8 protein-coding genes are annotated in these 13,012 nt (G+C 45.9%); 3 read left to right on the top strand and 5 right to left on the bottom strand.

Features of this window, described 5'->3' with window-relative positions; all coding sequences use genetic code 11:
* Positions 1-50: 50 nt before the first annotated feature.
* The 3 genes from UNDKW_RS29290 to UNDKW_RS29280 form a co-directional block, all read right to left on the bottom strand.
* Positions 51-1,568 (bottom strand): metallophosphoesterase, encoded by a 1,518-nt coding sequence (locus UNDKW_RS29290; RefSeq protein WP_162061648.1) that lies wholly within the window; start codon positions 1,566-1,568, stop codon positions 51-53.
* Complete coding sequence (locus UNDKW_RS29285) at positions 1,565-6,133, bottom strand: hypothetical protein (RefSeq protein ID WP_162061647.1); 4,569 nt, start codon at positions 6,131-6,133, stop codon at positions 1,565-1,567. The genes UNDKW_RS29290 and UNDKW_RS29285 overlap by 4 nt, the downstream gene beginning before the upstream one ends.
* A 151-nt stretch (positions 6,134-6,284) precedes the next feature.
* Positions 6,285-7,238: an IS30 family transposase gene (locus UNDKW_RS29280; protein ID WP_162058632.1), complete on the bottom strand. Its 954-nt coding sequence runs from the start codon at positions 7,236-7,238 to the stop codon at positions 6,285-6,287.
* A 475-nt stretch (positions 7,239-7,713) separates the two neighbouring features.
* On the opposite strand from UNDKW_RS29280, the gene UNDKW_RS29275 reads away from it, so the two are divergent.
* Entirely contained in the window at positions 7,714-8,868 is a 1,155-nt protein-coding gene (locus tag UNDKW_RS29275; protein ID WP_162061646.1) for an SPFH domain-containing protein, read from the top strand.
* Positions 8,869-8,937: 69 nt separating this feature from the next.
* On the top strand, positions 8,938-10,020 hold the full coding sequence (locus UNDKW_RS29270; RefSeq protein ID WP_162061645.1) for a hypothetical protein: 1,083 nt from the start codon (positions 8,938-8,940) through the stop codon (positions 10,018-10,020).
* A 215-nt stretch (positions 10,021-10,235) separates the two neighbouring features.
* Here UNDKW_RS29270 and UNDKW_RS29265 read toward each other — a convergent pair whose 3' ends face one another.
* Entirely contained in the window at positions 10,236-10,988 is a 753-nt protein-coding gene (locus tag UNDKW_RS29265) for an AAA family ATPase (RefSeq protein WP_162061644.1), read from the bottom strand.
* Positions 10,989-11,202: 214 nt separating this feature from the next.
* The gene (locus UNDKW_RS29260) at positions 11,203-11,913 is read right to left on the bottom strand and encodes a YceH family protein (RefSeq protein ID WP_162061643.1); all 711 of its coding nucleotides are present in this window, start codon (positions 11,911-11,913) and stop codon (positions 11,203-11,205) included.
* Between the two features lie 226 nt (positions 11,914-12,139).
* On the opposite strand from UNDKW_RS29260, the gene UNDKW_RS29255 reads away from it, so the two are divergent.
* The gene (locus UNDKW_RS29255; protein ID WP_162061642.1) at positions 12,140-12,964 is read left to right on the top strand and encodes a hypothetical protein; all 825 of its coding nucleotides are present in this window, start codon (positions 12,140-12,142) and stop codon (positions 12,962-12,964) included.
* Positions 12,965-13,012: the final 48 nt, after the last annotated feature.

The raw sequence follows: 13,012 nt of genomic DNA, 5'->3' as shown, positions 1-13,012 counted from the left end.
AAGATTCAAATAAAAATCCCTTAAAAATGAAGCTCTTCTCTAAAATTTAGCTAATTAGAATTGAGTCTCCACGCTCCACGATGGTGTTCATATTTCTTACTCCCACTGTTATTGACAAGCCAACCAGACGCGCTTTGATGGAATTGATGCACTTCAACACCATCGACAACACCATCTTTTCGCAACAATCGAACACAGTTCACTATTGGTAAAACACTAGAAGGGAGAGTTGCTCCTTCGACAGGCGGAACCCCTCTTACCAAAAGTACTTTGTCATCTAACTCAGATCGCACTTTCTCATTATGTTCGTGGCCACACATCATCAAAACTGGTCCGTCAGCAGCAAGCCCCGTAAGAGTATTGTTGATTATATGTGCAAGAGTGTTCCATCCAGAATCTTCATGCCGGTGTGCAAGAACAATGACACATTCTTTCGAGTGGCGTATTTTCAGCACATCTGTAGCCGCTTGATTTAAAGACTGTCGTATTTCATCATCGGACAATCCTTTTTGGTATTGCTGAATGTCATATCGCTCAACATTCAGTTCTAAAATAATAATCCCAGCACTCGAAAATCGCGAATTTATCCTGTACCCTGGCGAAGGTATCCATCTATCTGAATGCCCCGCGATCTCAGCTTCGAACTGAACGTAAGGCTCCCAAGCATATGACCGAACCCATTCATTTTCGACATCACCAGACTCTTTAACTGTGAATTTGTCTTTCCCGCTAATATTTGCTCCTAAAGCAATTCTCCGAGAAAAATCATGATTTCCTGGGCAAAGAAAAACTCTATCACGAGGTAATCCCGTATCGGATCGAGTCACCACATTATTATTGGCTAGAGCACGAAAATACGCCAACGACAATTTATATTGCTCCGGGGTTCCTTGATCGGCAATATCTCCTGTAATTGCCAAAAAATCGGCAGCTTCCAACCCTACAGTTGACCTCGCAACGCGAAGCGTCATTAACGAACCGACATCCCATTGGGCCCGACCAAAATGTGGGTCCGTAATATGCAAGATATCTATTGGCTCATCTGGTCCTTTACGAAATAAAAGGTCTTGTCCATGCGATCGCGACAGTATTGAATCAAAAATAAATGCCAAATCATCAATATCAATTCCATCTACAGATCGCGCTATAGCAGACCACATTAAAAATTGCGATGGCGCACCTGTGCCACTCCCGTCGCCAACAACAAGCTTATTTGCGCGAGCAATCGCCTCATCGGCACCAAAATGTGCACTTACCAAAATTAAAGGCCAGTGCTCAGAGAGAAGTTTTAAGTCCAATTTTTCGACTGCTTGAGAAGTCCACTTTGGCCCATCTAAAACCATATCCACAATTGCGAGTCTTGGTTGCCCAGGAAAGGTTTTTATTGCAGCCAAAGAGCCTAAATCTGGACAAAAACAAATCTCTAGCGTCCATTTCCCGGCTAAAGCCTTATTAATGAGATCCAAACACTTTGAATATTTTTCTTTTCGGCTGGTATCGTCGCTATCTGTAACCAACTGATCATCAATAACTAAAACTAGAACTTGCTTATTGTTAAATTGATTCATGGCTTCTCCAAAATAATATCCGCAAGTGAAGGAATTCTTACGCGCACTTCAAAATATTGATAATCATTTGATGAAATAATTTGAGACGTCACCACGACTCCGAATTCATCGAGGCCGCGAACTTTAGGAACATACTTAGAAATAAGTTTATTTTTTTCAACACCAGTCACTAAAATCAAAGTAATGCCACGACTTACTTGCTCTCTTTGCATATCAAATCTAAGCCACCCTTTAGCACTCTCATTTAAATCACAAAATTCGGGCTCACACCTAGGTGGAGGTGCAAGTATGCTTTTCCCGGCAACATTTGAAAATATTTCGCAAAATAGAGTTTTAACATGCTGGCAAAGTGGAAAATAGCCACTCACATTTGTGGGCCATTCACACGTTAACGCATACTTTGAGAAAACTATGTCTTTCGTCAAAATCAGCCCATTTTCGGTAGTTTGCTCTTTTAACATGTCGTAAAAAAGAACACAAACTAACGGTGAAACTCGATCACCGAATCTCATAAGAGTATTATGAAGTTTATGTATTGCCTCCTCATAAGTTAAATGAATGGATTTCAATAAATTAGCCGCCGTTGTATTAATATTTTTTGACTCATCAGAAATTTTTAAAGTTCCATTGATCACAAGTCGTAAGTCAATCCCCAAGCAGTCCATCACAAAACTTTGGTCACATTGTCCAAGTAAACTACCGATATGATCAATGTACATGTATATCTTCTTTGGTTCCAGTGAACGTGATAATTCAGCGACTAATTTTCCAAATACTGAAGTTTGACTATGACTTCCTGAACGACCAAATGCTTGAGTCAATTTATCCCAAGAGTCTCTTGCGGTACCTTTTGTTGGGCGAATTGAGTGGTAATTCCGAACTAGTAATTCAGTTGTGTGCACCTCTAAACATTGTTTACGAAATTCGTCTTGAACTTCATTTGACTCATCTGAATCAGTTGTCAACGCCAGCAGAGCAATTCTAAGTTCAGTTGCATCCAATATCTTAACCACTTTTAGTTTTTCACAAAGTTGAGTTAATACTGCGAGCTTGCACGTCTTGCTCTGAATAGAAAATACAAGCGAAACTAATCCAAGTAACCTAGCACAACGATCAATAGTATCTTCAACAAAAGGAACAGCACCTAATTGAATTGCAGACTCAGAGAGAAGCGCTACATAATCATGCAAATCAGAAGCAGCAAAATTTCCTCCTGCTAGAGCTAAGATTGTAGATAGTACTTCTGTCGCACACTCACTTCCATTTATAAGAAGTAATTTATCCACCACTTTTAGTGGAAGCTCAGTATCTCCAGTTGCGCGGATATGTTCAATGAGCCTAGCAGTTAACGTTGTTGAATTAGACGGAAAATTCTCAAACTCAATCCTTGCAAAGATTGGCTCTAACTCTGCAATAAACTCATGGGATAAAGACAAAGGACTTAAACCGAATTCTTCCCAAAAATCTGCTACATCTCTTGGCAACCACTCTCGTCCAATTCGCTCAAGTGGCATTAGCAAATCAGAATGGGCCTCGTCTACTACACGCCTTAATCTACCAAGCGCTGGTAACGCAGAGCAAAGAAAGCAATGATTGCCTGTTCCTAACGTCGGGACATTCCACCTCCAATAAGTTTGCGGAATCGTCATATTTCCTGATGTTTCGAAATCACGTTTTAATTCAATATTTAGTACTGGAGTAGACGACCTGTTCAACAACCCCATTGCCCTGACCTCATCAAAACCTGCGTCATATAACTGACGCACAACATGCCTTAGAGTTCGGTTAGTTATAAATCCAAAGTTTAGGAATACTGCTAACGGTACTTTCTTATCGACTGGTTTAGCGAGTTTTTTCGCAGCTTCAAATACAAGCGGAGCAAATCGAGTCATACCTCCTGCAAATCGAGGCAAGAACGAAATTGGCAAAATCGAAAAACCATCATGCCCATTAATAGATCTTTCAATTCGCCTCTCTACATGATGTGCTAAGCGATATGCTAGTTTATCTACTGGAAAGACTAATACGACCGGACGACTCTTACATATTTCTGTAAGTTGAGCTGATATCCAAGGAATTGCACCGGATTCACTGGCTCCAGACTGTTCAATTGCAAGCTCCGCGTTTATGTCCAATAAACTGTGCCTATCACCATACGACCAGTGACCAAGTTTAATCAAATTTGTGAACTCGATTTCCTTGTATAGATTCTCGTCGTATACCGCAGCAACCGCTTCATATCCTCCTCTAATTGGCTCGACAAATGCCGTTTTTCCCAATCTCCTGAAGCGTGCGGGGCTTTTTTTCCGATCAGATTTAATAAATAACGGATCCCACAAAAGCGCAGCTACATGAAGAACATCACCTTCGTTGTTGTTTAAATCAAAGTAGGGAGCTTGTATGCAATCAATTACTCCAGCAATATGCACCTTTGGGGCACCTCTGTACCTTTTCAGAGTAGTGCCTGATACAGATAAACTACCAACAAGAACTTGTGAGTTAGTTTCTTTAATTGGGCGAACCAACCACTTTTTCGCATCATGAAGCGACGGACCAACCAAACTATCAAGAGCATGATCGTTTGCATCAGGGAACAAAGCTAACAAGCGACGAAGCGCCCTTCGCACACATCTAGCTGCCTCAGTGTCTTGAACAAGTACTGAGAAATTTAAATAGTATGGCAGTATAAAACTTGCTGAAATATCCCACAAAACATCTTCAACAATAATCGGATTTGCCAAATTCTTATCTTTTAATTCTGAAATACGTTTCCAAAGCGTCTCCGAATCACGTAATCGAAGATTTTCCAACACATAAACTAGCTGATCCTCCAACTCATTTTGATTAGATGCGACATCAATTGAAACTTTATATTTTTCATTTCCGATATCTTTAAAATGAACCGAAAATTGCAAGCAGCATAAATCCTCCGTTACCAAAAATATCTTAGTATCATCTGGGACATTTTTTAAACTAAATCTTGAATTTTTCCCCAAAAAATTTTCAAGAACCCATACGACGTCAACAGCTTGAAATCGACCAAGATCACATAAAAACAGTGTTGAATTATTTTGTGTTGATTTTCCTATTCCTTCGAACCAAGAGAAAAGCATCGTGATGATGAGATTTTTTTCCGATACTCTATTTACTCTAACAATGGTTTCTGAATATTCTTTCGCAGTTTCTATTATCTTTGAGTGAACACTATCCAAACCCAATTCACTTCTTATGTCAATAACATGATTCTTTAATTGAAAAAGTGTCGCATCCTTTGATAACTGGGAAAATTTTTTTAAAACGGAATTCCTAATGTGGGCATTCGAAATCTCATCAGAAGCAAACCATTTTTCGCTCATGCGCGGAATTTCAGCAGAGCTAATGCCGATGTGGAAAAATGTACCAAGTATTGCATCTGGCTGAGCTTTATATCCTCCAGTAGAGATAGTATCGGCGTGAAACCCTTTAGGCCTTGGGTGAGGTCCCGCTATCCATTCATGACCAGTTACGATTCGCGTAACGTCATTGTAGTGTCCTAATAAACGATCAAGATGCATCAAACCTGTCGAACTACCGCGCTGCCGCTCTACTGCGATGTCAGACCGATCATGCCTAGACAAGGGGCGGCGAAACAATTGAGAACCTAAATGCCGCAAAGGTTGTTGAGAGTAAATTACTGAATCGGCATCTCGCCAAGCAGCAACATCCGCGAGCAAACCTCGCCCCACATCAACGACAAAAACTTCAATTTGATGCTGTTTTTCACTAAGTAATAAATTGCCTAGCAAAGGAGATTTAATCATCTCCATTCGTCTACTTGCTGATGCCACCTCTGATTCCGTCTGGCGTACTCGTGCATACAATCCAACGTAACCTGTGTTTGAATCGAGATATCCGTGTTCAGCGGCATTCTCGACTAATTCCAAGAGAGTTTGATTCAATCTCTGAAGAGTTACATCGCGGTATTTTCTCGCCTCGGTTTTGAATTTAAATAATGCAGAGTCCGCTTGACGAAGCAATCGTGCGACCTGCATTCTAATTTTTGCTGATAGATCCTTATCCCTACTACTTGGCAATTCCCAAGTTGTCGCGGTTAAAACTATAGTTGTGCCATACAGCAAATCACCTTTAGACTTCTCAATATGTTCCTTAAGTGACGTAAAATTTGCACCCGTCTCCCACCAACAACCAGATTCACCACTTTCATCCGTGGGGTCAAATTGAAACCGGACACAAAGATCTTTTCTGCTTGTAAATGCATCCAGAAAACCGTGCAACAGCAAAAATTTCCTTGTTCTCGCTCTAGCAGCAGCACCTATATCACTACTCACGCCATCACCAAGATTAATATCTATAAATCTTCCCGGCAAAGAGAATGACATCAGTTCTGTTGCTATTGCAAGCAATGGAAGGGGTGATACCCATTCACAACTACTAAAATCGATGAACACATGTGTATCTTGTGTACGGCGATTTTCTTTTTGAAATGTTGGGAAATGACTCACTATCCAATCGTCATATAAAGCGCCAGGAAAAATGGGTCTTAACTTTGCATCGCTTCTGATCATATTGTGCATTCCTAATATTTACTACTGCAACTCAGTATTGAAGCAAGTCAATTTCTCTTAGGACTTAATGTTCGATATTTTCGTATTCTTAAATCTTTCGAGTACCATTTTATAGAAAATGGCGGATTCAAGCTCGAAGTGCAACCCTGTGTTAGTGCGATTGTATCTGAGCCATAAAAACTTCGTGCGGTGTTTTGTAGCCAAGACATTTTCTAGGTCGATGATTCAAGTAGTCCATAGCGTCAGTCATGTCTTGCGTTGTGATAGATTCAAAACACATTTTCTTCGGAAAAAACTGCCGTATTAAACCATTCATGTTTTCGTTAGCGCCGCGCTCCCAAGAGCAATAAGGATGGGCAAAGAAATACTGCACATTGAGGCTCTGAGCAATACGTTCATGCTGAGCAAATTCCTTACCATTGTCGGTCGTCAACGTATGCACTAATTCAGAAAAAGGCGCTAGCAAAGAGATAATGGTATCCGTCACCGCCTCAGCAGTTTTGCGGGTCACTTTTTCTAGCAAGGTGTAGCGCGATTTGCGCTCATTGAGCGTGACCAGCGCTTGCTGGTGATTCGCGCCGACAACAAGATCACCCTCCCAGTCCCCATAGCGCTTGAGCGTGTCCACAATCGCTGGGCGCTCTTCAATCGAAATCTGGTTGAGTATGGTGCCGCGTCGTTCACGATTTCCATAGCGCTTCTTGCGTATCTTCTGGCAGCGCAAGGTTTTGTGTAACGTGCCACCTCGTTGCTTGTCCGCATAGATTCGCCAATAAATGCTTTCGTGACTCACTCCAGGAAGAGCATTGGCACGGAGATAGCCGCTGATCTGTTCCGGGCTCCAATACGCTCTCAACCTGTCTTCTGCAAATGCCCATGTCTCAGCGGAAATAGTCACACCATTCTTTCTGGCTTGCTTGTCGAGACTGCGTTGTTGAGCCTGTTTTGGGCGGTATCCACGACCACCACTATTGCGTTTGATCTCTCGACTGATCGTCGATCTGCTACGCCCCATCACCTCTGCTATCTCACTTTGCCTATGTCCTGCCTTCTTCAGTATATAAATCTGGTATCGTTCTTCTTGGGTAAGATGTGTGTATGTCATTTCGGGCAACTTTGACTTGGGGGTCTGGAAGTTCGGATGCTACCGCATCTTCCCATTCAAACCAATTTAGCTTCTGTTGCACTTCTTATTTGAACTCGCGAATACATTGTTGTTACATTATTTACAATAACAATGCGATTAAAAACCGTAACTTTTTCAATTCCATTTCGCATCAATTTACAAGACGAGTTAATTTTCGAATTCAAAATCATTGCTTTTACGAAGAATTCATAGATATTTTGAAGCTCTACTGTTAGTGTGAACGCGTCTTAGTAGCTTATCAACGCACATTAATGCAGCATAGAAAATTTCATATCCACACTTGTGATAATGTACCAATTCAGCAATACTTCGCCTACGCCGAATGTGCTGGTGAAATTCAGTCACTTGCGCCTATTCGCCGAATAGCTGTTGGCCGCTATCTAGAGAATTGCCTGCCAGCATCCTGCAAGAATTTTGTTTTTTGGAGAACACTATGGGTCTGTGGAATAAACTCAGCAATGAATTTATCGATATTGTCGAATGGCTGGATGACAGTCCCGATGTGATGGTGCATCGCTTTGAGCGCTATCAGAACGAGATCAAGATGGGTGCCAAGCTGACGGTGCGCGAGGGGCAGATTGCTGTGATGGTCAATGAAGGCCAGATGGGCAAGGGGCAGGTGGCGGATGTGTTCACGCCGGGCATGTATGAGCTATCGACCGAGAACATGCCTTTGCTGAGTACGCTCAAGGGCTGGAAGTATGGCTTTAACAGCCCTTTCAAGGCGGAAGTGTATTTCTTCAAGACTACCCGATTTACCAATATGAAATGGGGCACGGCCGGGCCTGCCACCATGCGCGACCCTGAATTTGGCGTGGTGCGTGTGACTGCGTTTGGTATTTATGGCATACGCATTGTCGATGCCAAGGCCATGCTGTCGGAGCTGGTCGGTACCAAGGCTGATTTTACGACAGCGGATATAGAAGAAAACCTGCGCGGCAAGATAGGCATGCGCATCAAGGAAGTGATGCCTGAAATTGGCGTGCCTGTCATCGACCTGGAAGCCAAGGTCACGGAAGTGGGCAAGCGCATACAGGAAAAAATTGCTTCTGACTTTGTGCAATATGGTCTGGAACTCTGCGAAGTGCAGGTGCAGGACATAGGCTTGCCGGAGGAGGTGGAAAAAGCCATCGACCAGCAGGGTGCGATGCGCGTGATCGGCAATATGAACCAGTTCGCCCAATACCAGGGTGCACAGGCCTTGCGTGATGCAGCGCAAAACCCGGGCATGGCTGGTGCCATGATGGGTGTGGGCGTGGGTGGTATGCTGAGCCAGAGCATGGGCACGATGTTTGGTAATAATCCACAACCGGCAGCTGCGCCTGCTACAGCTCCAGCATCTGCACCAGCAGCAGGTGGTGGTATGCCACCGCCTTTGCCGACTGCCGTATCTTACTTTGTTGCGCAAAACGGTGCGCAGACCGGGCCGTTTGATCTGGGTGTATTGCAATCACACGTGGGCAATGGCAGCTTGACGCGTGACAGTCTGGTATGGCGTCAAGGCATGGCTGCCTGGGGCAAGGCCGGTGAACAGGCTGATTTGTCTGGCTTGTTTGCGGCAATGCCTCCACCGCTGCCACCGCAGTAAATCTTCCTCTGATGTGGCGTCGCGCCTGATGGTGGCGACGCCTGCTATTTTGTTCTGGAATCATCACCTGTGACGACAAAAAACTATCCCTGCAAATCTTGCGGTGCCAAGCTGGAATATGCGCCTGGCCAGCATGCCCTGCAATGCCCGTATTGCGGCTCCAAGAATGAAATTCCTGAAGACAAGGAAGCCACGGTCGCGGCGGTAGAAGAACTGGACTATCAGGCTTACCTGGCTGAGCAGGCTGGGAACGAACCCATGCTCGCCAGCCAACATGTGAAATGCACAGGCTGCGGTGCAGAGTCGCAACTGGCAGCCAATCTGGTGTCTGACCGTTGCCCGTTTTGCGCGGTGCCGCTGATCGCAGCCAACGCTTATTCTGCACGCAAGATCAGGCCTAAGGCGATCGCCCCATTTGATATCAAGGAATCAGATGCACGCAGCAAGTTTGCCAACTGGATTACCGGCCTGTGGTTCGCGCCAAATGCGCTAAAGCAGGCTTATAGAGCGGAACGTGGCCTCAAAGGTATCTACACCCCTTACTGGACCTATGATGCAGATAGCGACACCACCTATCAAGGCCAGCGCGGTGTCGATTACACGGTCACAGAAAACTATACTGAAAACGGCGAAACCAAGAGCCGGCAGGTGACCCGTACCAACTGGTACCCGGCAGTGGGCGCAGTGCAAGTGTCGTTTGATGATGTGCTGGTCGTGGGTTCAAAGACACTGCCAACTTCGTATGCAGAAAATCTCGCGCCTTGGCGTCTGGAAAAATTGCAGGGTTACCGTGACGATTATGTATCCGGCTTTACGGTAGAGGCTTACCAGGTGGGACTGGAACCTGGCTTTGTCGATGCCCAGGGCAAGATGGAAGGTGAAATCCGCAATGCCATCTGCCGCGATATCGGTGGTGACCACCAGCGCATCATTGCGATGCAGCCTCGCTATTCAAATATCAGCTTCAAACACATCCTGCTGCCTATCTGGCTGTCGTCTTATAAATATGGCGACAAAACTTACCGCTTTCTGGTGAACGGCCAGACTGGCCAGGTGCAGGGTGAGCGTCCGTATTCAGCGTGGAAGATTGCGGGGGCGGTGTTGCTGGCCATCGCTGTTGTCGTTGTGATTGCGATGCTCAATCACAAGTAATCAAGTCAGGGCAATATCTATCAACACATAGACACTCAGGTTTTATAGAGAGTTCATCAAAGAATTTTCTCTGTGAATCCTCTGTGGTGTAGCAGGGAAATCGAACGGCATGCCGTTCGCCTGCGTAACGAAGGCTGCTTGCCAGCAGCCTTTCTTCCCTCGGTGCCTCTGTGGTGAGCATTTTGGTCTTTCAGAAATCCACCCAATTCAAAAACTCAACGCTCCATCAACACATCCATCATGCGCTTGGGATTCGCCAGAAAATCCCGTGTGACCTTGTAGTGCTCGGTGTCTTCATAGGCAATTTCAGAGATACCTTCTTTACCGCATTGGTAGATGCAGGCATCAGGATAAGCCATGAGTATCGGTGAATGGGTAGCGATGATGAATTGGGAATTATCTTCTATCAGATCATGGATGCGAGACAGGACCGCGAGTTGCCTTTGTGGTGACAGCGCAGCCTCAGGTTCATCGAGTATGTACAGGCCCTGGCCGCCGAATCGTTCTGTCATCAATGCAAGGAAGGATTCACCGTGCGATTGCTCGTGCAATGAGATGCCGCCATAGGATTTGATAATCGGCGGAGCTGGATAAGAAGTATCTTCGTCCAGTCTTTCAATTTCAGTAGCCACATTGAAGAAGCTCTCAGCCCGCAAGAAGAAGCCATCACGCGGCTTGCGTATGCCTTTGGCAATACGCAGATACTCATCCAGTACTGAATGTGAGCGACGTGTACCAAAGCTGAAGTTCTTGGTACCACCCTCGGCATTAAAACCCAAAGAAACCGCGATCGCTTCGAGCAAGGTAGATTTGCCCGAACCATTTTCACCAACAAAGTAAGTGATCTTGGGATGCAGATCGACATACTCGAAGTTTTTTATCGCGGGCAAAGAGAAGGGGTAACGATCAAACGATTCGACGATATCCCTCCGCAGGCTGACGCGGCTGACATACTGTTTTGAAATCATGTTGCCTCGGGTAATTCAGAGTTCATACCGCCTCTTGCTACTCAAACAGATCATCAGAGAAAATTCATTCAACAGAAAATTTTTCCTCTGTGCCCCTCTGTGGTGTAGCAGGGAATTGGAACGACATGTCGTTCGCCTGCGTAACGAAGGCTGCTTGCAAGCAGCCTTTCCTCGCTCCGTGTCTCTGTGGTGAGCTTTTTAGTCTTATAACTACCTATTCAAACTGCTTCTTGAACTCTGCAAACTGCGCACTCAAATCGCTTACCTGCTGCTTCAGTTGCGCGACTTCTGTCTCCAGTTGGCTGACCCTGTCATTTTTTGAAGCACCGCCGCCGCTGGCAAAACTGGAAGCTTCTGCCTGATCCAGGCTGGCTTCATCACAGGACAGCAGATGCGCGTAACGCGGCTCCTTGGTGCCTGGTGTCAGGTTCAAACGGGCGACCAGTGGCGGGTATTTGTCCATCAGGTAGTCCAGGCATTTCTCTACATCGGCGACGCTGGCAAATTCATGCAGGCGGCCAACGCGGGCGCGGATTTCGCCTGCGGTCTGGAAGCCGCGCAACATGAGTATGGTCAATACCGCCACCTTGGGCTGATCCAGCATCCATTTGATACGCATGCGGTGCTCATACTTGGCGACGCGGGCACCGGCCTGGTGGATGGCATTGACCAGTTTCTTGGTGGCCAGCCTGTCTATGGCTTCCAGCACTTCAGACTCGGTCACTGACATGACGGGGTCGCGGCTGGTGAGCTGGTTACAGGCATTCACCAGGGTATTGAGTGACAGGGGATAATTGTCGGGCGTGGCGGCTTCTTTTTCTGCCAGTACGCCAAGGACGCGCACTTCTACTGCGTCGAGGTATTGTGCATCTGCTGCCGGACTGGCCGTTGTGCTAGCCGATTCGCTGGTGTTTTCTGTGTTCATGGCTCTTCCTGAGGTGATTGCTGCGAGCAACTCAAATAACTTAGGTAACTTGGCCCATTTAAGAAACTTAAGCTCGCGATGGCTTCATATTATCCCTAAAAATTGAAAATGTGACACTGGATCATAAGAACGCAGCCATCTATTCGATTATTTTTTAAAAATCTTAACCCCTTTTGTTTTGCTGCTCCGTTTAATGAGTATGAACGCGCTTTTTATGGAGAACAAAATGAATAAATGGACATCTTTACTTGCAGCCCTGGCAATAGGAGCGACCGCGACGTTGAGCACATTCGCACATGCGGGCCAGCTTGCCAGCATCAGCATCATCAATCAAAGCACGGGTGAAAGGCTGCCTATATGGCGTCATCAGGGCAATAATTATGTGGCGGGCAAGCCCGGTGAGCGTTATGCGGTAGAAATCACCAACAAGACTGGTGGGCGTATTTTGTCGGTCTTGTCTGTCGATGGTGTCAATGTATTGACGGGTGCCACAGCATCGCCACAACAATCGGGCTATGTATTGGCGAGCAGGCAGCCAGTAGAAATCAAGGGCTGGCGCAAGAATATGGATGAAGTGGCAGCTTTTTATTTCACCCAGTTGCCTGATTCGTATGCGGCACGCACAGGCAGGCCAGACAATGTCGGCGTCATCGGCGTGGCCCTTTTCAGGGAGTTCAGAGAGTATAGAGAGCCTGTACCTGTAGAACCATGGTATTCACGCCGGGCTGAATCTGCTGCACCTGCATCTGTACCTCCACCTGCCCCAACTGCTTCTGCCTTGCCTCCTGTTGAAGTGACCGGCAACCTGGCAAAAAGCAAGTCTGACATGGCAGAAAAATCCATGGATGCGAGGATAGGTACAGGCCATGGTGAGCGCATAGACAGCAGCGTGCGGAACACCGATTTTCGCCGTGCCAGCCAGCAGCCTGACGAAATAATCAGCATCCAGTATGACACCTACGCTCATCTGGTAGCACGCGGCATTATCCCGCGTGGCCGCCATCAGGATGCCAATCCCTTCCCTGGCGGTTTCGTACCTGACCCGAATTAAAGCGCGGCAAATATAGCGCACCACAAATACCTGATGTCATGCAGCACC

It is taken from the genome of Undibacterium sp. KW1, from assembly GCF_009937955.1.
In the GTDB taxonomy this organism is placed as follows: domain Bacteria; phylum Pseudomonadota; class Gammaproteobacteria; order Burkholderiales; family Burkholderiaceae_D; genus Undibacterium.
The sequence above is the reverse complement of the archived record's forward strand: the minus strand, read 5'-3'. Positions and strand labels throughout refer to the sequence as shown.